This window comes from Nannocystis exedens (assembly GCF_002343915.1).
Classification (GTDB): Bacteria; Myxococcota_A; Polyangia; order Nannocystales; family Nannocystaceae; genus Nannocystis; species Nannocystis exedens.
The window spans coordinates 3,929,730-3,952,597 of sequence record NZ_NETK01000001.1 but is presented as its reverse complement, the minus strand read 5'-3'; the positions used below and the strand labels follow the sequence as shown (position 1 = coordinate 3,952,597).

Sequence of the window (22,868 nt, the reverse complement as noted above, 5' to 3'; positions counted from 1 at the left end):
CCTGGACGGCCTTCGCGCCGTCCAGGAGCTGCGCAATGCTCGCAACGACGACGACCGAGACTCGAACCCCCGTGGCCGACGACGACCGCCCCCTCTTCGACGCCTGGTGCGCCGGTGACCGCCGCGCCGGCAACATCCTCCTGAAGCGGCACTACCCCCGGCTGCGGCGGTTCTTCCTCAGCAAGGACGAGTCGCACTACCAGGACCTCACCAACCGGACCTTCCTCGAGTGCGTCAAGTCGCGGCAGAACTTCCGCGGCGAGTGCAGCTTCCGCGGCTACCTGTTTGCGATCGCCTATCGCGTCCTCTGTCGTCACCTGCAGGAGCGCCGGCGCAGGGACTTCGAGTCGTTCGATCCGGAGGTGCATGCCGTCGTCGACACCGGCCTCCCGGCGATGTCTTCGTTCGTGTTCGCCAACGAGCAGGCGCGCCTCTTGTTCGAGTGTCTGCGGCGGCTCACCATCAACGCGCAGACCGTGCTCGAGCTGCGCTACTGGACCGACCTGACGGAGCCGGAGATCCAGGAGGTGCTCAAGCTGAAGTCGCGCGAGACGGTGGCCGGGCGGCTGCGCGTGGCGAAGGAGGCGCTGCGGCGCGAGTGGGCGCGGGTGCAGCCGGGGCACGCGCTGCAGGACGCCGACGTCGACGCCCGGATGCGGGAGATCCGCCAGCACGTCGACGCCAAGAACCCGCAGCGGCTGTGATTCAATGGAACACGACCCGGCCGGAGCCGGTGGTGCGCGTGTGGCGGTCGGCGGGTGAGCCCCACACGTGAATGTCGCCGGAGCCGGTGAGCTCGGCGTCGACGAGCTCGCTGGCGTACAGCTCGAGGCCGCCGGAGCCGGTGCTGCGGGCCTGGGCGGTCTCGGCCTGCAGGTCGCGGGCGTGGATCGTGCCGGAGCCGGTGTTGACGAGCGCGACGTCGCCGATCGTGCCGGCCAGGTGGACGCTGCCGGAGCCGGTCGAGCGGACGTCGGCGTGCGCGACCGTCAGCTCATCGACGGTGATCGAGCCCGAGCCTTGCTGGCGAATGTCGCTGAGCTCGGTGGCGGCGCCGACGGTGTGCACCGCGCCGGAGCCGGTGTTTCGCAGGGCCCGCAGGTGCCCGGCGTCGACCTCGACGCGGCAGCCGGCGCGCGGGTGCAGCGGGTACAGGCCGGCGCGGTCGATGAGCAGCACGCCGTCCTCGACGACCGTCTCGACGCGGTCGAGCAGGTTGCCGTCGCACACCACGCGCACGGCCTCGCCCTCGCCGAGGGTGACCTCGACGTCGAGCGGGCTGGCGTTGACGACGGCGTCGAAGCCGGCGAGCGCGCGCTCGTCGACCTCGAGGTCGCCGTCGCCGATCGCCACGAAACAGGCCCCGGCGACCAGCGCGAGCGGGAGGGTCAGCAGGGCGGCGAGACAGGAGCGAAGACGCGGACGGCAGGCGAGGAGAAGCGGCATGCCGGTGCAACACCGGGCCGGCCGCGAAGTGTCACCCCGACCGTGCGGGCGGAATCGCGCAGCTGGGGAGCATTCAATGAGCATATCCATCGCAGCGATGCGGGTGCTCACAGCATTCGTCACGGCCGGTGCAATCATGGCAGTCGGAGCGGCCGTGGGCTCGACGGACGCGTGATTCTCGGCGATGATGCCGCGCCCTCGCGCCGGGCCGCGTCATGTCCGAAATTCCCGCCGTCGAATGTGATGTCGCCCTCGTCGGCTGCGGGCCCGTGGGCGCGGTGGCGGCCAACTTCCTCGGCATGGCGGGGCTCTCGTGCGTGGTGCTGGAGCGCGAGACGAGCGAGCACGGCCAGCCGCGGGCGTTCAGCTGCGACGACGAGGCGCTGCGGATCTACCAGCAGATCGGGCTGGTCGACCGCCTGCTGGCCGACATGGTGACGGCGGACCGGGTCGACTACACGGGGGTGGCGGGCCGACCGTTCGCGGAGATCTGGTTTTCCCGCCTCGACTTCGGTTCGGGCTACAGCCCGCTGCACTTCTTTCATCAACCGACGCTCGAGGCGACCCTGCGCGCCGGCATGGGCCGCTTCCCGTCGGTGTCGCTGCGCCTCGGCTGCGCGGTCACGGGGCTGCGCGCCGACGCCGAGGCGGTGACGCTGTCGCTGCGCGAGGCGAGCGGGCCGAGCACGTTGACGGCCCGCTACGTGCTCGGCTGCGACGGGGCGCGCAGCACGATCCGCCAGCTGCTCGGGGTCGCGATGCAGGGCGCGCGCTGCGACGAGCCGTGGCTGGCGATCTCGGGCTTCGCCGAGCCGGGGGCGCTGCGCGTGCCCAACACCTGCTTCGTGTGCGACCCGGCGCGGCCGACCTTCGTCAGCCTCGGGCCGGCCGGCGGGGTCCGCATCGAATGCAAGCTCCGCCGCGGCGAGGTGCCGGCGGCGCTCGAGCGGCCCGAGTCGGTGCGCACATTGGTGGCACCGTTCGTCGACCCGGACCGCTATCGGATCACCCGCGCGGTGACCTATCGCTTCGGCAAGCACGTGGCCGAGCGCTGGCAGGTCGGACGCGTGTTCCTGCTCGGCGACGCGGCCCACCAGATGCCGCCGTTCATGGGCCAAGGGCTGTGCTCGGGCCTGCGCGACGTCGCCAACCTGACGTGGAAGCTCGCGGCCGTGCTGACCGGGGCGGCCGACCCGCGGCTGCTGGCGACCTACGAAATTGAGCGGCGGGCGCACACGCAGGCGATGATCGAGGTCAGCGCGCGCCTGGGCCAGGTGTTCTTGACCGACGCGCGGCGGCTGGCGGCCGTCCGCGACGCGGTGTTCCGCGCGCTGCAGCGGAGCGATCGGGCCCGGCGGTTCATCTGCGAGCTCGAGTTCAAGCCGCCGCCGCTGCACCGCGCCGGCTTCATCGCCGGCGGGCGAAGAAGGCGGAACGGGGCCGAGGGCACGTATTTTCCGCAGATCTGCGGCGAGGCCGGCCGCTCCGACGAGCTGCTGGGGCCCGGCTTCGCCATCGTCGGGCTCGAGGTCGACCCGCGGGCGGTCGATCGCGACGGATATTTTTTAAAAGGGTTGAACCCGCGGTTCGTTCGCGTGCGCGCGACGGCGGGCGCACGCGAGGCGGGGCTCGTCGACCTGGTCGACGCGAGCGGCAAGCTGGCCGCGTGGTTCCGCCGCCACCGCGCCGAGGTGGCGATCGTCCGCCCCGACCGCCACGTGTTCGCCGGCGGCCCGGCGCACGCGGCGGCCAGCCTCGGCCGCGCGCTGGCCGAGGCGCTGCGCGATCCGCCTGGGCTGGGAGGTTGACCGCGTGACTGAAAGGACATGTTTAAAAGTGCATGGCCTATGGGGCCTGTCGTCGGGGACATGCCCCCGGGGACACGCCCGTCAGTCGCGCGGCGGGACCACGGCCACGGGGCAGGTGGCGAGGCCGGCCAGCGCGGAGGCGGTGCTGCTGAGAAAGAAGCGGGCCGGGAAGCCGAGGCGGCGCGAGCCGACGACCACGAGGGCGGCGTCGCGAGCCTCGGCCAGGTCGGCGAGCTCGAGCACCGGGTCGCCGAAACGGAGGTGCCGGGGCGCCGCCCCGAGCCCCTGGGCGGCGGCCCAGCGCTCGGTGTCCTGCGCGACCTCGGCGCGGTAGACGTCGCGCGCCCGCAGCCACACGGGGTCGCGGATCTCGCCGTCATCCTCGTAAAAATCTTCGCCGACGTGGACGACCTCGAGGCCGCGGTCGAGGCGAGCGGCGAGGTCGCGGGCGAACACGACGGCCTCGTCGCTGGCGGGCCCGAGATCGGTGGCGAGGAGGATAGGGCCGGCGGCGACGGTGACGAGCGTGGGCGGGACGACGACCACCGGCGCGGGCAATTGGCGCAGCAGCCGGCGCGCGACCGGGCCGAGGCGCGAGAGGGCGCGGCGCGGGTGCGCGGCGACGCGGCCGACGATCAGGCCGGAGGCGCCGACGGCGACGCGGGCGAGCCCGGCCTCGGCGGTCTCGGCTTCTTCGGTGACGATCCGGGCGGGCGGGCGACAGCCGAGCGCCTGCGCCGCGCGAACGGCGGCCTCGCGCAGGTCGTGCTCGACGTCGTCGCGGATGTAGGGCCGGCTCCACGCCTCGAGCACGTAGGCGCCGACCACCGATTCGCCGGCGGCGCCGAGCCAGCCGGCGAACGCGAGGGCGCCGCGGCTGCGGTCGCGCAGGTCGAGGGCCACGATCCATGAGTTTGCTGCCGATATCGTCATCGCTGGGCCTGCCCGCAGGATATCACGCGACCCGCGGCGGCGGCGGGAGTCGTGAGATTGACGTGACGTGCGATCGGTCGGGGACGCGCGGATCAGGCATGCCTGCGGCGCGCAGGAGTTTCGCGGTCGCCGAGCCACGAAGATCTCGCCATGAATGGGTATGTCGATCCGCGCTCGTTTCGCCGCTGTCCTGTTCGCTCTGGCCGCCTGCGACATGGTCCACCAGGACTCGCCGCCGAAGCTCGAGGAGAGCAAGCACAACGCCAGCGGCGACCGCGGCGGGCTGTCCGCCTGTTACGACGATTGCGCGCGCCAGGAGCTCGACGCCGGCGACGAGGTGAGCTGCCGCCGCAACTGCGAGATGGCCTTCAAGGTCGCGCCGACGGCCGCGGACGCGGCATTCGACGCCGCCGCCAGGTGCATGCACAGGTGCGGTGATTCGCGGGCGTGTGCGAAGCGGTGCAAGCGACGGGCGCGGGCCGCCGACGAGGCCGTGACGGACGAATCGCTGGACCGGCTGTCGGTGTGCGTCGACGGCTGCCACGCCGACCGCAAGCTCGGCGACGGCGATCGCTGGACCTGCGTCCGCAACTGCGCGCAGTCGGCGAAGTACGGCGAGCCGCCGCCGTCGTGACCCGACGTCAGCGGCGGCGGTGGCTGCTCAGTGGGGTGAGCGGCAGGGCCACGCGGAACAGCGAGCGGCCGGGCGCGCTGTCGACGTCGATCGTGCCGCCGTGGTCGGTGACGATCCGGTGGGTGATCGACAGGCCGAGGCCGGTGCCCTGCGGCTTGCTCGAGTAGAAGGCGTCGAAGATCGGGGTGTCGGGGGCGACGCCGGGGCCGTCGTCCTCGACCTCGAGGGTGACGGTGCGCGGCTGGCGACGGGCGCGGACCACCACGTTGCCGCCGCCGATCGGCGCGAGCGCCTCGATCGCGTTGCGGGCGAGGTTGAGCAGCACCTGCTCGAGCTTGGCGCGGTCGGCCGTGAGCTCGATCGGGGCGATCGGGACGTCGAGGCGGACGTGGACCTGGCTCTCGCCGGCCTGCGCGGCCACCAGCTCGGCGACGCGCTCGAGCAGTGGTTGCACGCACACCGGCTCGAGGCGGAGCGGGCGCGGGCGGGCGAACTCGAGGAACTCGGTGACGAGCGCGCCGAGGCGCTTCATCTCGTCGCCGACGACGGTGACCGACTCGAACACGCGCGGGCTGGTGTCGCCGCGGCGGAGCGCCCGCTCGAGGCGGGTGAGGTGGAGCTGCGCGCCGTTGAGGGGGTTGCGGATCTCGTGGGCCAGACCGGCGGCGAGGGTGCCGATCGCGGCGAGCCGCTCCTGCTGCTGGGTACGGGCCAGCAGCGCCGTCTCGTCGGTCGAGTCGATGCCGAGGGCGAACACGGCGACTTCGTCGCCCTCGGCCGGGGCGTAGGTGAGGCGCCAGCGGACCACGCGCGTGCGGCCGCTGCGGGTCTGGACGGTCGTCTCGAGCGGGGGCTCGTCGTCGCCGCCGGCCGCGCCGGCGCGCGCGTCGGGGCTCTGGCGGTGGAGCTCGGCGAAGCGCGCCAGCCGCTCGCGCAGGCGCAGGCCGTCGCCGCTGTCGCCGACGTGCAGCGCCTCGACGAACGAGCGCCCGAGCACCTCGTCGCGCTGGTGGCCGGTGGCGCGCTCGGCCTCGCGGTTGAACAGGCGCACGCAGCCGTCGACGTCGAGCCCGAGGATCAGCACGCGCGCGAGCTCGACGGCGCTGATGTAGCGGTGCTCGGTCCGCGCCAGCGAGCGCCCGAGCGCCTGCTTCTCGAGCCGCTCGACTTGCTGGATCCGGGCGACGAAGTCGTCGCGATAGCTCTCGAGCATGATCGCCAGCTCGAGGTCGAGGAGCCGCGACACGGCGGCCACCGTGCGCGGGCCGTCGCTCGGCGAAGCCTCGACGATCGCCACCAGCGAGCCGCGGATCCGCGCCATCGCCGTGAACATGTAGCGCTGCGGCAGGCCGACCTTCACGTGGACGCGGCCGATCGTGACGATGTCCTGGTAGTACGCCTCGTCGTACACGCCGCCGAACAGGCGCCCGAGCCAGCGGATCAGCGAGCGGTGCAGGCGGGCGATCTGGTCCTCGCCGGTGAACACCGCGTGGGCCTCCTCGTGCAGGCGGATCCGCTCGTAGAACTCGCGGGCGATCCGCTCGAAGTGCGGCTCGGCCAGCTCGCGCGCGGCTCGCAGGTATTCCGCGTCCTCGGCGGTGAAGCCGATGTAGCGCTTGAGCTCCTCGAACCGCGTCTCGAGGGTCTGCATCGCGAGGCCCGGGAGCTCTCGGATGTACACGCGACGATCGGTCGCGACAAGCCGACGACGCTGCGTCACCGTCGCTGCGTCGCGCCCGCGGCGCTGCGGTCTTGGAGACGATCGTCGCGGGGTGGTACCTCACGCCGCGAGGCGGGGACCGCCGCGTACGAGCAGCGGTGGCCCTCTACGCCCTCGTTGTGACAGACATGTTACAGGTGCGTCGACCGTGCGCAAAATGCGCGAGCAAGCGATGGACTCGCCGACAGAGGCCGGCTAGGTTCGCGCGCGGAGAAGCACCATGGCTCTGCAGGACGTCATCCGTTGGCTCCTTCCGCGGGAGGATGTGTTTTACGGGCTCATCGAGCGCCAGAGCGAGCTGCTCGAGCAAGCGGCTCGCGCGCTCGCCGACTTCGCGCACGGCGTGCCGGCCGAGAGGGTGCGCGAGACCGTGCAGGAGCTCGAGCACCAGGCGGACGCGATCGTCTACGAGATCGAGGAGCAGCTCGCGCGGGTGTTCGTGACCCCGATCGACCGCGAGGACATCCAGCTCCTGGCGGCGTCGATCGACGACATCGTCGACCTGATCAACCTGACGGGCCGGACCTTCGAGCTGTACGCGGTGCCGGAGCCGTCGCCGCCGATGGTCGAGCTGATGAACATCCTGGTGAAGATGGCCGAGCTGCTGAAGGCCGAGCTGCCGGCGCTGCGGCGCCACGAGTACGCCAAGCTGATCGCGGTCGGCCGGGTGATCAAGCAGCACGAGAAGGAGGCCGACCGGATCTTCCGCAACGCGGTCGGGCAGCTGTTCCACGACCCGGCGATCGACGCCAAGGTGCTGCTGCGCGACAAGGAGGTCCTCGAGGACCTCGAGAAGGCGATCGACAAGTGCGAGACGGTGGCCGAGCGGCTCAAGAACCTGGCGGTGAAGCATGGTTAGCATGCTGACGCTGCTCATCCTGGTGATCGTGGTCGCGCTGGTGTTCGACTACATCAACGGCTTCCACGACGCCGCCAACGCGATCGCCACCGTCGTCTCGACCGGCGTGCTGCCGGTCCGCACCGCGGTCATCCTCGCCGGCATCCTCAACTTCATCGGCGCGATCACCGGCACCGCGGTGGCGAAGACGATCGCCTCCGGGTTCGCCGAGCCGATGCTCGTCACCCAGGTGGTGGTGCTGGCGGCGCTGATCGGCGCCTGCATCTGGAACCTGCTGACGTGGTGGTACGGCATCCCGTCGAGCTCGTCGCACGCGCTGATCGGCGGGCTCGCGGGCGCGGTCGTGGCTCACGCGGGGATCTCGGCCTTCAACTGGGGCACGCTGACCGACAAGGTGCTGATCCCGCTGGTGCTCTCGCCGCTGGCCGGCTTCACGATCGCGTTCCTGTTCATGATCGCGCTGCTGTGGCTGGTGCGGGCGTTCAAGCCGGTGACGGTGCAGCGCGGCTCGCGACGGCTGCAGCTGATCTCGGCCTGCATGATGGCCTTCTCGCACGGCTCGAACGACGCGCAGAAGGCGATGGGCATCATCACCCTCGCGCTGGTCTCGTTCGTCACCGCCGGCTACACCGGCGTGCCCGAGTCGATGCTGCCGGTCGGCAAGGAGGTGCCGACGTGGGTGGTGTTCTCGTGCGCTGCGGCGATCGGCCTCGGCACGATGGCGGGCGGGAAGCGCATCATCAAGACGATGGGCGCGAAGATCATCCGCATCACGCCGCTCCAGGGCTTCGCCGCCGAGACGGCAGGCACGGCGACGATCCTCACCGCCAGCGCGATGGGCGTGCCGGTGTCGACGACGCACTGCATCAGCGCGTGCATCATGGGCGTGGGCGCGAGCAAGCGCCTGTCCGCGGTCCGCTGGGGTGTGGCCGGCAACATCGTGCTCGCGTGGGTGCTGACGATCCCGGCGAGCGCCGGCTTCGCGTTCCTGTCGCTGCTCGGGCTGCGCGCGATCTTCGGCGACAACGCCTGAGCTGAAGGTTTTTGGAGAGGAGGCGGGTCCGCGCGTAGGCGCGCGGGGCCGCCTCCTCGACTGTTCGGGTCGCTCGTGCGAGCCTGTCGGGCCAGTGAAGCAGGAGGCGCGATGACGGACGATCTCGGGGACCGGATGAAGATGTACGAGATGGCAGAGGCGGGCAGGAAGTGCATGCCGCTGCTGCCGATCGTCGCTCGCATCGATGGGCGGTCCTTTTCGAAGTTCACGCACGGGCTCGAGCGACCGTTCGATCGCCGGCTGTCGCAGCTGATGATCGAGACGGTGAAATTCCTGGTGCGCGAGACCCACGCGGTGTGCGGCTACACGCAGTCTGATGAAATTACACTGGCCTGGTACACGCCGACGTTCGACAGCCAAATCATCTTCGACGGGCGCATTTCAAAATTGGTGTCGGTGCTGGCGAGCCTGACGACCGCGTATTTTAATAGGAGGTTGCCGGAGTTCTTGCCGGGGGAGTACGGCGAGAAGCTGCCGCACTTCGACGCGCGGGTGTGGAACCTGCCGTCGCTCGAGGAGGCGGCAAATGTGTTTTTGTGGCGCGAGTTCGACGCGGTGAAGAACTCGATCTCGATGGCGGCGCGGGCGCATTACAGCCACAAGCAGCTCGACAACAAGAACGGCGCCGAGATGCAGGCGATGCTGCGCGACAAGGGGGTCGAGTGGAACGACTATCCCGAGTTCTTCAAGCGCGGGACGTATGTGCAGCGGCGGAAGTCGCTGCGGAGGTTCGACGCGGAGGAACTGGAGAAGTTGCCGCCGATGCACGAGGCGCGGAGAAATCCGGAGCTGATGATCGAGCGGACGGACTACGTGGCGCTGGGGCTGCCTCCGCTCGGGAAGGTGCGCAATCGCGTGGCGGTGCTGTTCGAGGGGGCGGAGCCCGAGGTCGTCGCGTAGGGTGACAGCGGCGGCTGCGGCGGGTACTATGCGGGGATGGTCTCGCTGCCCGCCGATCACGCGGTAAGAATGTCTCGCGCTCGCCTGTCCCTCGCCGGGCTGTCGGTGGGGGATGCCCTCGGCGGAGCCAGTCGATCACCAGCGCCTCGAACAGCGCGGTGAGCCGAGCGCTACCGTCCGCCCATGAGACGCGCATCGTGAGCGTACCGTGCTTCGGGCACGACGTCCGCGGTACGCCGGCTTCGATGATCGTCCGATACTGACACGTATCGAGGTGCCGCCATCGGCGAGTCCGCGTATCGTGACGGGGACAGCCTGGCCACACTCCGGGCACGTCGTCGGCACATCGGGGTCGTGCTCGACCTCGATGACGATCTGCCCCTGCCCGAGCTGCAGCTTCACCGCAGCAACTCTCCAGGGAGCCTCGATACCGAGAATGCGGGCATAGAGTTCGGTCTCTGCCATTTCGCGCACGATATCACGGCGCGATTTCGCGCGCAACCTACGCCACCCTCAACCCTGAAGAGCCCTTTTAATGTGTCGGCATCGACGAGGCGGAGGGCGGGATCGATCTCCGCGGCGGAGTATGTGAACTCGACCGGCGGGTAGGCCTTGTGGGAATAGGCGCCGCTGGAATAGACATAACCACGGTGCCTGGCGGCGGTCAGGAGCGTGGCGGTCGGGTTCTCGGCATAGGTGAGCTCGGTGGTGGCGACGAGGTACGGGTCGACGGGCAGCTCCACGAAGTGGTGGAGCATGAGGATCCGCGGTCGGTGGCCTCGCGAGGCGATGACCTTCAAGGTTCGGCGTGTGAGCTGTCGTTACCTAACTTCGGAGGCTTCTGACAACAAACGTAGTAGATACAATTCGACGACGTGCCGAAGTTCGTCTTCCTTGCATACGCGTGATGCTTCAGCTTGGCGAGACCTCGCCGGGAAGTAAGCAACGGTGAACAGGGGAGGACGCGGGGAAATGCTGACAGCGGGAAATGCGTCCGCCAACGAGAAGTCAGGCGCAAGGGTAAAGCTTACGGAGCCAAGCGATGTTGTGGCGTACACACGGTCTGCGCAATCGTCATTGCGGAATTCATCCATGAGACGGATGATGGCCGGGGTTGAGCGAGGTTCGTTCTTGTAGACCGTTGATGTCGTTGGATCCGAAAGTCGTTTCCACATTCTCAAGACTCCTACTCTGCAATGCCTGCCTCCCGGAGGACCGTTTCAGTGGAGACGCGCTTGCCGTCCCGCCAGAACTGTGTCTTTGACAAGAATTCTGGCGTACGAAGTACGGTGGTGAACTCAGTGTTGGTGGCGTTCTGAGGTAAAAATTCCAGACTCTCGCGATTCCATTTGTACTTAAGCCCTGCTTTCCCAAGTTGGAACGCCTCGCCGAAGTTTCTGATGCCGGTGAGATTAAAATGAATTTTCTCCGCATTGCGGAGGGCGCTCGTAAATGCACGGCCGAAGCCTTTGTTGGTGGTTGTGCGACGCAGCCGGCTTTGTAATCCATCTAACAGCTCGATCTCGCGCCAGCAGTGGGGCGTAACGAGCGCCCCTCCCGGCTCACGTCGACGGCGTCCAACACCCTTCCACCAAGCCCCCTGACAGGCGCTTGGCGGGCCCCCACCCATCCGTGGTGAGAAATCCGGACTAGGCTTATTCTGGCTGTAGGAGAATCGGTTCAGTCCGTCGCCCAAGCCGATCGGGTCGGCGGCGGTCCACCTCCCTAGCCATGGAGCGTAGTAGCGGGCCCCATGGTACGCGAGGCCGGTTTCCTCGTCGCGTTCCTGGCCGGTGTAGCGGTAGCGCTTGGCGCTGACTTCGATGGCGCTGTTGGCGGCGCGGTAGCTGCTCGTGCCGTAGGGGTGGAACTCCTCGTAGCTGATGACCTCGGCGTCGTCGTCGAGCTCGAGGTTCGCCGTGCCGAGGTGGTTAAAGTACTGGTAGCGGGCGACGTTGGCCGGGGTGACGACGGGTGCGCCGGCGTCGACGGTCTTGGTTTCGATGAGGCAGATGCGGCCGTGATCGTCGTGGACGTGGAGGGTCTCGCGCTCGAGGTCGAGGTCGTTCGTCGTGTTGATGTTCTTGTGCTCGCGGTAGGTCTCCCAGCTGCCGAAGTAGAGGCGCTGCTTGCTGGTGGAGCCCGAGAGATTGACGTGGACCTTGCGGACGCGCTGGCCGGCGCCGTCGTAGACGTAGTAGGTCTTGCCGCCGCCGATGGAATCGCTGCTCTGCAGGCGATCGTCGTCGTCTCAGGTGAGGCCCCCGGGGATGTTGGGCATGGCGGTCATGTTGCCGTGAGCGTCGTGCGAGTAGAGGACGGTGTAGTTCGGCGGGTCGTCGATGTCGTCGAGGGCGGCGCTGGTGGCCCGGAGCTGGTTGCCACCGGGATGGTAGGCGTAACCGCGCTCCCAGACAACCGACATGCCGGATTCATGCTTCATCCGCAGGATGTTGCCGACCGGGTCGTAGGTGTATCTCTGGGTGTAGTGCGCTGCGCCTGGGTGTCCTGCGGGTGCGCAATGGGCGCGAAGCCCTCGGGGGTGGGCATCGTCAGGGTGGCGTGCTCGCGGCCCGTGGCGGAGGTGAGGCGGTAGAGGCCGTCGTAGACGAAGGACTGGGTGGGGTCGGCGTAGGCGTTGTCGAAGAAGACGCCCTGCTGAGCTTCGTCGCGGATCCGGGCGATGTTGCCGACGGGATCGTAGTGGTAGCGCAGGTCCTGGACGGTGCGCAGGTCGGGGTCGGGGTTCGGGCGAATGGTGCGTAATCGTCCGACAGACTGCGTCTGGCTCGGTCGGGGGCGCCTGGGCTACATCGCGGTCGGATGCTCGCCGAGGGCGATACGGCGGAAGAGGTTGGCGGCGAGGAGCTGCTGAGCCTCTGGCTGCTTGAGCGTTTCCTGCCAGAAGGCGGGGGGCGAGCTCGAGGACGCGGGGGCGCGGCCAGGAGGGCAGCAGGCACAGGAGGTCGCGGAGGTAGCCGAGGGGCTCGATGCCGTGCATCTGGCAGCTGGCCAGCAGGGACACGAAGAGCGTGTTGGCGCGGGCGCCGTCGTCGCTGCCGACGAAGAGCCAGTTTTTGCGACCGACCGCCTCGCGCCGCAGCGCGCGCTCGGAGATGTTGTTGTGGAGGGGCAGACGGCCGTCGTCCAGGAAGCGCCGCAGCGCGGCCTTCTGGTTGGTGGCGTAGGTCAGGGCTGCGGCGAGCGGCGAGCCGTCGAGGGCGACCTCGCATTGGTGGGCGCACCACGCGAAGAATTCGTCGACGATCGGCGCGGACAGCTTGCGGCGGACCGACTCGCGCCGCTTGCGGCTCTCGTCGGCCAGCTTCTCCTCGACCTTGAAGAGCTTGCGGATCAGCCCGAGCGCGTGCTTGGCGAGCTCCGGCTCAGTGCCCAGCGCCTTGAAGAAGTAGCGCCTGCAGTGAGCCCAGCACGCGACCTCGACGACGGCGCCGTCGCGGAAGAGGTGGTCGTAGACGGTCGCGGCGTCGGAGACGAGATAGCCCTTGTAACCGGCGAGCAGGCGATCGACGGCCTCGCTGTCGTGCCTCGGCGAGAATCGATACAGCACATGCCGGCCCGGCGCGACGAGCACCCAGAAGTGGGCGCGCTGACACTGCTCGGGCGCCTGCACGAGCACCCCGGTCGCGTCGACGCAGACGTACGGCGACAGGAAGGCGTCGGCCATCATCGCGTCGACGAGCGGCTCGACCAGGTCGGCGAGCTGCTGGTGCCAGCTGCAGATCGTCTGGCGCGACAGCGGAAGGCCCTCGCGGGCGTGGATCGCCTCCTGGCGGTGGGCGGGCATGTGATCGCCCCAGCGCAGCACGATGGTGTGGGCCAGGAGCCCGGGCCCGGCCAGGCCGCGCTCGATCGGCTTCTCCGGCGGCGGTGCGATCAACACCGCCGGCGCTTCGGGTGTCTCATCGGCCAGCTGGGCCTCGATCGACTCGGCCGACGTGTCCTTGCGGACAAACTTCGGCCGCACGACCCGCGCGACCACCATCGCGCCCGGTCGGCGCTCGACGGTCTTGCTGACGACCTCGCCGATCCGCTCGAAGTTCTCGAGGCCCTCCAGCAGCACCTCCGGCGGCAGGACCTCGACCTCGACGCGCGGCAGCGCCTCCGGCAGCTTGCGCCGCCCGCGACGGCGCCGCCGCGGCTCACACGCATCCGTGGGGCGGGTCGTGCTCGCCTCGTCGTCCTCGTCTCCGTCGAGCTCCTCGGCCAGCGCGTCGTCGAGGTTATCCTCGTCCGCGCTCGCCTCGGCTTCGCCCGGGCCGAGCAGCATGCCCAGGAGGCGCATCGACAGCTGCGCCTCCTCGTCGCCCTGGAAGCGCTCGGCCTTCTTCCCGACGACGATCCCCTTCTCGAGCAGCCGACAGCGCTCGAGCAATTGCATGTAGAGCGCCCGGTACTGCTCGCGGTCCGAGGACGCCTTCGACAGCGCCTCGCGCAGCGCGAGCAGTTCGCCCTCCTTGCTCTCGAGTTCGCTGCGCAGGAGCTCGATCTCGCTCACGCGTCCTTACTACTCGTTCGCGCGCCCACGTCAAGAGCGTTTTCACGCCCACGTCCTGCAGCTCGCGGGATGCCCCGTAGCAGCGCACCGAGGCTCTTCTCGTCGATCTCGATCGAGCGCTGCGAAGGACTCGCGGCCTTCGGCGCCGTCGTCGTCGCGCGGTGCAGTCGCTTGTACAGCACCGCGAAGCCATTGTGGTCCCACCACAGCAGCTTGAGCCTGTCGGCGCGCCGGCTCAAGAACACGAAGACCGCGCCGCTCCGCGGATCGCCGCCCATCTCCGCCCGCACCGCCAGCGCCAGCCGATCAAATCCTCGCCGCATGTCCTGCGGCTCGGTGCATACGAAAACGCGGACGTTCTTCGGGATCATCCGCGCCGTCCCCCCACCGCGCCGAGCACCCGCGCGAGCATCTCGCCGTCGACCTCGCCGCGGACTCGCACCACCGCGCCGCCGAGCTCGACCTCGATCACCCCGGTCTCCGCCACCAGCGCCGCTGCCACCTGCTTTGTCACCTCCACGAACTCGCGCTCGCTCGCCGCCGCTGCGCGGGGCCTCGCCGGCGTCGCTCCCGTCCGAGCTCGCTGCCGCAGCTTCCACCGCCAGCCTGCCAGCGTGTGCGGGTTGACGCCGATCTGCTTCGCATACTCCCGGCAGCTCCGCCCGCTCGCCTCGAGGGCCTCGACCCGCTTCTCCCAGATCGCCGGATCCGCCACCTTGCTCGCCGTCACAGCTGCCTCCACTCCCGGAGCCGACGCGCCCGCTCCTGCGGTGTCATCGGCCGGAAGTCGATCCGGTAGCCGCCGCTCACGCCTCGAACCTCCCACTTCATGTCGTCCGGTACCAGCAACGCGAAGCTACCCCGCTTCACCGGCTGCGGCGCCAGCACGACCGCGCCGCGCTCTTCCTTCAAGTCGTTACGCTTCCTCGACATCGATCCTCCTCGAGGGGCCTTGTAGCTGCTCGAGGATCTCGATTCACGACGCAGTCTTCCGGACGGATACGTCGGGCATGTCCGTGCGCACGACCCGGCCCAGGGGATCGTAGTGGATGAGCGGGGTGTCACCCCACTCGACGATGCTGCCGGATAGTTCAAGCACTGCCGCGTCAGGACGTCTCAGGCAGTTGAGACATCCTGGTGAAATCCAATTTTGCGAGATGGAAGACTCTCAGCGTGGAAGCCAGTGCAATCATCTGAATGGAAAAGGGGGGGGGCGAATCTAAATGTTCGAACTGAAGCTGAATTCCGTCAAAATAGCCTCTTTGATTCTCAAGAGTCCATACCCAGATCAACTTTGCTCCGAGAGCGCCGTTCCAAGGAGGCGAGAGCATGAGAAATGCGCGAGAGGGATAACTCGCGTACTCATTCGGCATGTCTCTTGAGACAATGATGGTGTCGTCATGACCGTTGGCAGAGACACAGAAACTTTCGTCCTCGAATGAGAACCTGAAGGCCACGGGATCGCTGGGAAGATCAGAGTCCATGCAGAACTCAACCGAGGTGAGCGGGAGACCGGAGTCGATAATTCTGCTTACGGCCTCAAGTGAAGTTTCATCGCGCATCATTGTCTTCCCCCGTATTTCTGAGCTTTCGCTCTCGCCTGCTTGACCATCTTGATGGCGGTTGCCGCATCTGCGTCGCCCTTGGCGGCCATGTTGGCCACTTCGGCAAGCGTTTTTTGGGCTAGATGTTTGGTCTGCTCGACTTGCCCTTGCCCCCCGCCGCGTGCCCGAATGACTTCTGCCACTGTTTTGTTTCCCATTCTTTGGAGTTGAGGATCTTTTAGAACTTTTCGGCCACCTCCGGTGAGCCGGACCCCGTCAGCGACATCGTCGGCGACATCGTCGGCGACATCGTCGGCGACATCGTCGGCGACACCATCCGCTGCATCGTCTGCTACCGCAGGGGGCCTTCCATGTGGGCGCACGGGGGGACGTCCTGCTCGCGCTTGAGCGCTGATGTTTCTTGCTCCAAACCACGATCGGACCCGCTCGATCGCTGAGCGAGTGAACTGAGACACCTTCTGTGTAATTTTCTCTACAGCTTCCTGGGTGACCTGTCGCAACCCTGAGGTTTCCGCAAGAAGTGCGAAATCGACCAGGGCGAGCGCGGCTGAGGCAACTTCGGCTAATCTCGATAATGCAGGATTGATTTCGGTGGTGGCGTTACCTGCAACCAGCCAGCCGGGTGTGAAGCGTTCTCCTTCTGCGAGGGGGACGGCTCCGAAACGTTTGTGGAAGTCGGCGACTACCTCGGCCGGTAGTTCGATGCCGCCGCGAGCTCCGACCATGAACTTGTCCTGAGGGATTCCAGCATGCTCGGGCAACTCGCCTTCAATCACAATGCGAGCAGCGTCGGTAATGTTCGTGAAGCGCTCTTGAATGACGCGGCCGGCGAATTGCCGTCGTGTTTCCCCTTCCGCGACCGTTCCCGTGGCTAGGATGGCACCCGGGGCAGGCTGGTACTTCTTTGGCTTACCTTCCTCTGCGGTGGTTCCGGATGGATCATTCAATCGCGCTGGATTGTTTCTGACGTAGACGAACCGGTTCGGTCCATCCACAAGACCGAAGGGGTCTGCTGCAGACCAGCGAGCGAGCCAGGGAATGTAATACCGTAAACCGTGGTAAGCGAGGCCGGTCTCTTCGTCGCGCTCCTGGCCGGTGTAGCGGTAGCGCTTGGCGCTGACCTCGATTGCGCTGTTGGCGGCGCGGTAGCTGCTGGTGCCGTAGGGGTGGAACTCCTCGTAGGAAATGACCTCGGCGTCGTCGTCGAGCTCGAGGTTCGCGGTGCCGAGGTGGTTGGAGTACTGGTAGCGGGCGACGTTGGCCGGGGTGACGACGGGGGCGCCGGCGTCCACGGTCTTGGTCTCGATCAGGCAGACGCGGCCGTGGTCGTCGTGGACGTGGAGGGTCTCACGCTCGAGGTCGAGGTCGTTGGTGGTGTTGATGTTCTTGTGCTCGCGGTAGGTCTCCCAGCTGCCGAAGTAGAGGCGCTGGCGGGTGGTCGAGAGCGACTGGTTGACGGTGACCTTGCGGACGCGCTGGCCGGCGCCGTCGTAGACGTAGTAGGTAATGCCGCCGCCGATGGCGTCGCTGCTGTGCAGGCGATCGTCGTCGTCCCAGGTGAGGCCCCCGGGGATGGTGGGCATGGCGGTCATGTTGCCGTGGGCGTCGTGCTGGTACTCGACGGAGTAGTTCGGCGGGTCGTTGAAGTCGTCGGCGGGGAGGCTGGTGCGCAGGAGGCGGTTGCCGGCGGTAGCGTAGAGGTATCCGCGGCGCCAGGCAATCTGCTCGACGTCGTCGACGACGACGCGGTGGGCCATCTGCGTGATGTTGCCGACCGGATCGTAGGTGTAGAGCTGCCTGTAGTTGCGCTGGGCCTGGGTGTCTTGCGGGTGCGCAATGGGCGCGAAGCCCTCGGCGGTGCGCATCGGGAGCGCGTCGTGCTCGCGACCGGTGGCTTCGACGAGGCGGTAGGTCGGGTCGTAGCGGAACGACTGGGTCGGATCGACATAGTCGTTGTCGAAGAAGACGCCTTGCTGAGCCTGGTCGCGGATCTGGGCGATGTTGCCGGAGGGGTCGTAGTGGTAGCGCAGGTCCTGGACGGTGCGCAGGTCGGGATCGGTGTGCGGGCGCTCGGTGTGAATGCGGGTGACGCGGAAGTTTTTCGGGTCGTACTCGTAATCGGTGGTCGAGCCGTTGCCGTAGGCGATGAGGAGGCGCTGGCCGCGGGCGTTGTAGTCGATGTTGGTGACGATGTCCGTGGCCGAGAGGGCGCCGCGGACGTTGACGGCGACGGACTGCAGCATGCCGCCGAGGCCGAAGGTCTGGGTGGTGACGCTGTCGTCGGGCGTGGTCTGGGTGCGGACGCGGTTGAGGGCGTCGTAGGTCCACGAGGTCGTGAAGGTCTCGGCCTCGAGCAAGGGCGCGGCGGCCGCGTGGACGAGGGCCGGGTCGGTCAGGGTGAGGAGGTCGATCCAGTCGGGCGTGGTCTTATAGTCCTCGGCGAGGCGGCGCTCGGTCGCGAGGAGGTTGCCCTTGAAGTCGTAGGCGAGGCTGGTGAGGACGCCGGCGCTGTCGTAGACGCGGTAGACTTGGCCGAGGTGGTTCGTGACGTCGGCGCTGACGCCGAGGCTCTCGCCGTAGACGATGCGCTGCTGCAGAACCTCGGGGTCGGCCGCGTGCTTGAGATAGGCGTGCGTCGGGCGGTTGAGGTCGTCGTAGGTCCAGCGGCGGACATTCTGCCGGCTGTCCCAGCCGCGCAGCGGGTTTCCGAGAGCGTTGGGCAGGGCGCGGCGAGTGCCGGCGTCGACGCTGAGGGTCTCGAGCTGGAGGCCACCGGGCGCGAAAATGTTCTCCTCGGCGGTGTTGCCCCGCGCGTCCTCGACGACGAGGACGTTGCCCTCGATGTCGAGCTTGGTGCGGGTCTCGAACTTCTGCGGGAGGTTGTTCTCGTAGAGGCCGTTGTCGGCGATGACGAGGAAGGGGCGGCCGAGGTTGTCGAGCAGCGCGGTGGTCGGCGTGCTGTCGTGGGGCTCGGCGTGGAGGGCGGCGTACTTCTCGCCGTCGTTGTGCGGCGTGCCGCCGGCGAGGGCGGCGCGCTCGGCGTACCAGTCGCTGGCGAGGACGTTGTCGTTGGCGTCGTGGGTGACCTGCTGCCACGGCGTGAAAGCCACTTTGATGAATGTCCCATCGGGCAGGTCGGTGCGCATCATGCGACCGAGGGGGTCGTAGTGGATGAACGGAGTGACGCCCCATTCGACGAGCTCCTGTTCGTCGGTGTACCCGGGGCTCGAATCGAAGAAGGGCTCGTACTGCTTGACGGGGTTGCCCTTGTTGTCCACGATGACGCGGCCGTTGCCGACCCAGCGCGGATTCGGGGTGATGTCCTCGAACACGAGTTCGCCGTTGTCGAAGACGAGGTCGCCGTTGCCGTTGCGCTTGGGCGCGAGGCCGGGCTCGGCCTGGACCTTTTGCAGGACGACCTGGCCGAGGCCGCCGGAGTAGGCGTAGCTGTGCTGGAAGGCCTGGTTGCCGACGCCGTGGTTCTCGCGGACGATCGTGTGGACGACCGCCGGGATGACCGTGAGGTCGTACTCGATCTCCGTGGTCGGGTCGTTCAGCGTGTCGCCGTCGCTGCTGCCGTCCTTGCCCATGACAGCCGTCTTGACGACCATGCCGAGGGCGTCGAAGGCGACGGCCCGGCGGTTGCCGTTGGGGTCGGTGACGAGGTCGGGGGCGAGGAGGCGGTAGTCGTTGTGGGCGGTGATCGTTTTGCCGAGGGCGTCCTCGGCGGACTCGATCAGGAGGCTGTGGGCGTCGTGGCTGAAGGTGGTGGCGTTGCCGAAGACGTCGCGCGACTCGGTGACGCGGTAGAAGTTGGCGGGGTCGAAGATGACACGGCCGCTCGGGCGCCACCACAGGCCGTTGTCGCCGCGATAGCCGCCCTCGGTGTCGAGGGCGAGGCCGGTGAGCTCGTCGTTCAGGAACACGGCGTCGAGCTGCGCCTGGGTGAAGGCGAGGGTGAGGGTCTCGTAAGGCAGGGCGCGGAGGCCACATTGCCCGAGGGACAGGCGCGCAGCGAGGTTGTCGGAGTAGTAGTAGACCTGGGCGCGCGAGAGTAGCCGCTTTTTTTCGCCGGCGGTCACGGGGCCGTGATAGGGGACCTCGGTGGCGGCGTCGGCGTGGGCGAGCAGCTCGGCGTGGGTGAAGGGGTCGGCAGGGTCGCCCTCGAGGCCGTGGAGCTCGTAGGAGCGGAGCTCGACCGGGACGCCGAGGCGATAGGTGTCGGGCTGATCGTGGACGTTGAGGAGGTCGGACTCGGTGAGGACGATGCTGGTGGCGAGCTGCTCGTCGCGGGCACCGAGGGCGATGGGCTTCCTGTAGGCGACGCTGACCGAACGGACGGGGCTGCCGAATTCGTCGACCTCGAGCACAGCCGACTGCGAGACGCGCGGATCGGCGGGGTCGCGCTCGTAATGATAGGAAAGCGACTCGCGGTCGTGGACGAGGAAGGCGGCGTGCTTCTGGTCGCCGCGCGGCTGCAGGAGGCGGACCGCGAAGTTGGCCTCGGAGACGGTGTACGGGTGGACCTGCTCCTCGCTGCCGTCGCGGCCGTAGACCTCGACGCGCAGGGCACGGCCGCGGAGGGCTCGCACGGCCTCGCGAGCCTCGATCGGGGTGAGGCCGTCGGGGATCAGGGTCTCGGGGAGGTCGATGGCGACGCCATTGGGAAAATCGTCGGTCTTGTCGCTGTAGTACTCGTCGCTGTAGCAGTGCGCGAGGCTGGTGCCGCCGAGGTAGGCGCCCGTGTGGAACCAGGTTTTGGTCAAGACGGGCGGGCTGTGCAATTCCTCGTCGACGATCTGGTGACCCGTGGGGAACAGCTTCGGCGAATTGTAGTCGGCCCAGGATTCGGTGTCCTCGGTCTCGACCATGCCGAAGCCGCGGAACTCGCGCTCGGGGCCGTCGAAGTAGCCGTGGTGGTAGCGATACCTCTGGACGAAGGTGTGGCCGGTGACGTGATCGCGGACCTCGACGCGCTCGATGACGTGCGTGGGGAACGGGAGGCGGGTCTTCCACGGCCGCCCGGCGGCGCGGTCCTCGAGATAGAACCGGGTCGATGGGGCATATTCGACCCGGGTCTCGGCGCCCATATTGTTTTTTGAAGAGAGCATCAAATAGGGCTTGCCCGCCGACATGAGGTCGACGAAGGCGATATGCGTGCCCTGACGGTGCGGCAGGTCGGTCGACCAGACGAGGGCGGCGGTGCCCTTGCCGAGGATGTCGGCGAGCTGGACGGAGGAGAGGCTGTCGACCGGCGGGATGTCGACCTGGACGGCCTCTGAAAAGCTGTTGCCGGCCTGGTTGCGCCACAGGCGGGCGCCGTCCTGGCGGACGTAGACGAGGTCGGTGGTGCCGCTGCCGTCGATGTCGCCGATCCGCAGGCGATCGGCGCGGAAGCGGTCGGGGCGGTCGAACACGGGGGCGCCGCGCATGCCGATCTGGCGGCCGAAGCGGCCGTAGCCGAGGTTGGGCCAGTAGACGACGGAGCCGTTGCGGACGCGGACGATGTCGGCGAGGCCGTCGCCGGTCATGTCGGTAAAATAGATGGCCTGCTGCGGGTCGGTCCAGATCAGCTGGGGGCCGACTCGCTCGTCGCGCGGGCGCGAGAGGACGCGCGGCTCGCCGTAACCGTCGTGACCCTCCGAGGGGTACCAGATGAAGCGGTTGTCCTCGCAGACGAGGATGTCCGCGAGGCCGTCTCCGTTGATATCGAGGAGCTGGACGTTGGGAGCATCGAGGTCGATGTTGGGGACGGCGCGGAAGCTGCGGAAGGCCTGCCAGTCCTCGGCCGCGACGCCGCACATGGGCAGCGGGCGCTCGTAGAAGCCGGGCGCGGGGCCGGAGAAGCTGGTGAGGCTGAGGGCGCCGTCGCCGTCGAGGTCGAGGAGTCGCTGGCTGCCGAGGCGGGCGTTGCTCGGCAGGCTCGCGAGGCCGCGCAGCGGGCCGAAGGTGCCGTTGCCCTCGTTGCGCTTGTAATACCAGTGGCCGGCCTGCTCGGTGAGGAGGCCGGGCAAACCCTCGCCGTCGAGGTCGACGAGCTCGAAACGGCCGCCCAGCGCGCCCGGGACATCTTTTAAAGTGTCGGCGTCGACGAGGCGGAGGGACGGATCGATCTGCGCGGTGGAGTAGGTGAACTCGACCGGTGGGTAGGCCTTGTGGGAATAGGCGCCGTTGGAATAGAGATAGCCACGGTGCCTGGCGGCGGTCAGGAGAGTGGCAGTCGGGCTCTCGGAATAGGTGAGCTCGGTGGCAGCGACGAGGTACGGATCGACGGGCAGCTCCTCGAAGTGGTGGAGCATGAGGATCCGCCGGCACAGGCGCCGGGTGCGGAGGTCGAAGCAACTGCGGAAATTTGAAAAGGTGTCGGGGCGGGCGGGCCAGGTGCCGGTCTCGACGCCGTAGGGGTCGTGCTCGCCGTAGTCGAGGAGGACCTCGAAGTGCCAGCCGCCGGCGGCGTAGGGGGTGGCGTTGCCGTAATAGATGCGCTTGAGGTAGCGCTGGGCCTGGACCTGGGTGACGGCGAGGCGCTCGTGCTCCTCGAGGCTCTCGAGGTCGACGTCCTCGAGGTTCTCCTCTTTGTATTCGAAGCGGACGATGTTGCCGCGGTCGTCGCTGGTCTGGTCGATGAGCCAGGTGAAGACGCGGGCGGGGTCGGCCGGGTCGGCGACGCGGCTGGCCGCGCTGGTGCCGTAGGTGCTGCGCACGTTGTCGCGCGACCAGGTGCGCCAGTGGACCTCGCCCGTGCCGAGGTGGACCCAGCGCTCGATGCGGGCGAAGCCGGCCTCGACGCGCGGGCGATAGGCGTGGACGCGGTGGTCGTCTTGATTAAAGACCTTGCGCGTCCACTCGCCGCCGTCCTCCTCGAGCAGCGGGACGAGGTCCTCGGCGTCGGAGATGATGAAGGTGTCGGCCTCGGCGGCGTCGTCGTAGGTCGGCAAGCCCTTGTCGGTCTTGCGGGAGATCGAGGCGACCGAGAGCTGCCAGCCCATGCCGAACGGGCCGTTGCCGGCGCCGGTGCTGTAGCCGAGGGCGAGGGTCGGGGAGAGGCCCCGACCCGGGGAGACGGCGATCGGAATGCTCATACCGCCGCTGCCGCTGAAGGCGTTGGCCTCGAACTTGTCGCCGATGTTTTTTAAAGCGCCTCCGCCCTTGGGGAGGGAGATCGAAGGGGCGAGCTCGGAGGGATTGGGGGCGGCGGGGGCGGGTGATTGCGAATTCTGCGGGCCGGTGCCGGCGGAGGCGGCCGCGCCGGGGGCAGCCTCGCGGGGGTCTTGCGGCTTGTTGTTGACCGCCGGGGACGGCCCGGGACCCGCCCGGTGGCCGCTCGGGCGGGCCGCGCTGTCGGTGGATTGGCTGTTGCTCTTCTGGGTGGCCGAGGGGTCGGCCATGCGGCCGCCCGTGGCATCGTTGTCGCGCTTCATTGCCATGAT

The 22,868-nt window shown here is 68.2% G+C and carries 17 protein-coding genes and 1 pseudogene; 6 read left to right on the top strand and 12 right to left on the bottom strand.

The window, feature by feature from the left end; all coding sequences use genetic code 11:
- Positions 1 to 71: 71 nt before the first annotated feature.
- Entirely contained in the window at positions 72 to 704 is a 633-nt protein-coding gene (locus NAEX_RS15550) for an RNA polymerase sigma factor (RefSeq protein WP_170135750.1), read from the top strand.
- 1 nt (position 705) lies between these two features.
- Here the strand turns inward: NAEX_RS15550 and NAEX_RS15545 are convergent, their stop codons facing one another.
- The gene (locus tag NAEX_RS15545) at positions 706 to 1,446 is read right to left on the bottom strand and encodes a head GIN domain-containing protein (RefSeq protein WP_170135749.1); all 741 of its coding nucleotides are present in this window, start codon (positions 1,444 to 1,446) and stop codon (positions 706 to 708) included.
- 215 nt (positions 1,447 to 1,661) lie between these two features.
- Between NAEX_RS15545 and NAEX_RS15540 the strand changes: the two genes are divergently transcribed.
- A complete protein-coding gene (locus NAEX_RS15540) occupies positions 1,662 to 3,254 on the top strand; it encodes a bifunctional 3-(3-hydroxy-phenyl)propionate/3-hydroxycinnamic acid hydroxylase (RefSeq protein ID WP_096328276.1) in 1,593 nt (530 codons plus the stop codon).
- Between the two features lie 81 nt (positions 3,255 to 3,335).
- Here the strand turns inward: NAEX_RS15540 and NAEX_RS15535 are convergent, their stop codons facing one another.
- A complete protein-coding gene (locus tag NAEX_RS15535) occupies positions 3,336 to 4,157 on the bottom strand; it encodes a universal stress protein (RefSeq protein WP_170135748.1) in 822 nt (273 codons plus the stop codon).
- A gap of 184 nt (positions 4,158 to 4,341) precedes the next feature.
- Between NAEX_RS15535 and NAEX_RS15530 the strand changes: the two genes are divergently transcribed.
- Positions 4,342 to 4,821 (top strand): hypothetical protein, encoded by a 480-nt coding sequence (locus NAEX_RS15530; RefSeq protein ID WP_170135747.1) that lies wholly within the window; start codon positions 4,342 to 4,344, stop codon positions 4,819 to 4,821.
- A gap of 7 nt (positions 4,822 to 4,828) precedes the next feature.
- Here the strand turns inward: NAEX_RS15530 and NAEX_RS15525 are convergent, their stop codons facing one another.
- Positions 4,829 to 6,472, bottom strand: a complete 1,644-nt coding sequence (locus tag NAEX_RS15525; protein WP_096333626.1) for a protoglobin domain-containing protein — start codon at positions 6,470 to 6,472, stop codon at positions 4,829 to 4,831.
- Positions 6,473 to 6,761: 289 nt separating this feature from the next.
- Between NAEX_RS15525 and NAEX_RS15520 the strand changes: the two genes are divergently transcribed.
- The 3 genes from NAEX_RS15520 (at position 6,762) to NAEX_RS15510 (ending at position 9,354) form a co-directional block, all read left to right on the top strand.
- Entirely contained in the window at positions 6,762 to 7,400 is a 639-nt protein-coding gene (locus tag NAEX_RS15520) for a DUF47 domain-containing protein (protein WP_096328273.1), read from the top strand.
- The gene (locus tag NAEX_RS15515; protein WP_096328272.1) at positions 7,393 to 8,433 is read left to right on the top strand and encodes an inorganic phosphate transporter; all 1,041 of its coding nucleotides are present in this window, start codon (positions 7,393 to 7,395) and stop codon (positions 8,431 to 8,433) included. Before NAEX_RS15520 ends, NAEX_RS15515 begins: the two co-directional genes overlap by 8 nt.
- Positions 8,434 to 8,544: 111 nt before the next feature.
- On the top strand, positions 8,545 to 9,354 hold the full coding sequence (locus tag NAEX_RS15510; protein WP_096328271.1) for a tRNA(His) guanylyltransferase Thg1 family protein: 810 nt from the start codon (positions 8,545 to 8,547) through the stop codon (positions 9,352 to 9,354).
- A gap of 220 nt (positions 9,355 to 9,574) precedes the next feature.
- On the opposite strand, the pseudogene NAEX_RS54520 reads toward NAEX_RS15510, so the two are convergent.
- From NAEX_RS54520 to NAEX_RS15475, 9 genes and pseudogenes are all read right to left on the bottom strand, one after another.
- Positions 9,575 to 9,679, bottom strand: a pseudogene (locus tag NAEX_RS54520) (transposase family protein); the annotation flags it as partial.
- Between the two features lie 73 nt (positions 9,680 to 9,752).
- Positions 9,753 to 10,112, bottom strand: coding sequence for a hypothetical protein (locus NAEX_RS15500; protein WP_096328270.1), 360 nt, complete (start codon positions 10,110 to 10,112; stop codon positions 9,753 to 9,755).
- A 428-nt stretch (positions 10,113 to 10,540) separates the two neighbouring features.
- A complete protein-coding gene (locus NAEX_RS52925; RefSeq protein WP_275937652.1) occupies positions 10,541 to 11,239 on the bottom strand; it encodes an RHS repeat-associated core domain-containing protein in 699 nt (232 codons plus the stop codon).
- Between the two features lie 366 nt (positions 11,240 to 11,605).
- Entirely contained in the window at positions 11,606 to 13,873 is a 2,268-nt protein-coding gene (gene tnpC, locus NAEX_RS15490; RefSeq protein ID WP_096328268.1) for an IS66 family transposase, read from the bottom strand.
- Positions 13,870 to 14,244 carry an IS66 family insertion sequence element accessory protein TnpB gene (gene tnpB / locus NAEX_RS15485; RefSeq protein WP_096328267.1) on the bottom strand — a complete coding sequence of 125 codons (375 nt, stop codon included), beginning with the start codon at positions 14,242 to 14,244 and terminating at the stop codon, positions 13,870 to 13,872. The genes tnpC and tnpB overlap by 4 nt, the downstream gene beginning before the upstream one ends.
- Positions 14,241 to 14,603, bottom strand: coding sequence for an IS66 family insertion sequence element accessory protein TnpA (gene tnpA, locus NAEX_RS15480; RefSeq protein WP_170135746.1), 363 nt, complete (start codon positions 14,601 to 14,603; stop codon positions 14,241 to 14,243). Before tnpA ends, tnpB begins: the two co-directional genes overlap by 4 nt.
- On the bottom strand, positions 14,600 to 14,806 hold the full coding sequence (locus NAEX_RS50210; protein WP_096325693.1) for a hypothetical protein: 207 nt from the start codon (positions 14,804 to 14,806) through the stop codon (positions 14,600 to 14,602). The genes tnpA and NAEX_RS50210 overlap by 4 nt, the downstream gene beginning before the upstream one ends.
- A gap of 173 nt (positions 14,807 to 14,979) precedes the next feature.
- Positions 14,980 to 15,438, bottom strand: a complete 459-nt coding sequence (locus NAEX_RS52105) for a DUF6334 family protein (RefSeq protein ID WP_211302412.1) — start codon at positions 15,436 to 15,438, stop codon at positions 14,980 to 14,982.
- Complete coding sequence (locus NAEX_RS15475; protein ID WP_096328265.1) at positions 15,435 to 22,865, bottom strand: SpvB/TcaC N-terminal domain-containing protein; 7,431 nt, start codon at positions 22,863 to 22,865, stop codon at positions 15,435 to 15,437. The genes NAEX_RS52105 and NAEX_RS15475 overlap by 4 nt, the downstream gene beginning before the upstream one ends.
- Positions 22,866 to 22,868 lie beyond the last annotated feature (3 nt).

Coding starts and splice junctions, on each gene's coding strand:
- NAEX_RS15515 (WP_096328272.1), top strand. CDS start 7,393: ATGGTTAGCATGCTGACGCTGCTCATCCTGGTGATCGTGGTCGCGCTG.
- tnpB (WP_096328267.1), bottom strand. CDS start 14,244: ATGATCCCGAAGAACGTCCGCGTTTTCGTATGCACCGAGCCGCAGGAC.
- NAEX_RS52105 (WP_211302412.1), bottom strand. CDS start 15,438: ATGATGCGCGATGAAACTTCACTTGAGGCCGTAAGCAGAATTATCGAC.
- NAEX_RS15510 (WP_096328271.1), top strand. CDS start 8,545: ATGACGGACGATCTCGGGGACCGGATGAAGATGTACGAGATGGCAGAG.
- NAEX_RS15525 (WP_096333626.1), bottom strand. CDS start 6,472: ATGCAGACCCTCGAGACGCGGTTCGAGGAGCTCAAGCGCTACATCGGC.
- NAEX_RS15530 (WP_170135747.1), top strand. CDS start 4,342: ATGGGTATGTCGATCCGCGCTCGTTTCGCCGCTGTCCTGTTCGCTCTG.
- NAEX_RS15500 (WP_096328270.1), bottom strand. CDS start 10,112: ATGCTCCACCACTTCGTGGAGCTGCCCGTCGACCCGTACCTCGTCGCC.
- NAEX_RS15475 (WP_096328265.1), bottom strand. CDS start 22,865: ATGGCAATGAAGCGCGACAACGATGCCACGGGCGGCCGCATGGCCGAC.
- NAEX_RS50210 (WP_096325693.1), bottom strand. CDS start 14,806: ATGTCGAGGAAGCGTAACGACTTGAAGGAAGAGCGCGGCGCGGTCGTG.
- NAEX_RS15545 (WP_170135749.1), bottom strand. CDS start 1,446: ATGCCGCTTCTCCTCGCCTGCCGTCCGCGTCTTCGCTCCTGTCTCGCC.
- NAEX_RS15520 (WP_096328273.1), top strand. CDS start 6,762: ATGGCTCTGCAGGACGTCATCCGTTGGCTCCTTCCGCGGGAGGATGTG.
- NAEX_RS15540 (WP_096328276.1), top strand. CDS start 1,662: ATGTCCGAAATTCCCGCCGTCGAATGTGATGTCGCCCTCGTCGGCTGC.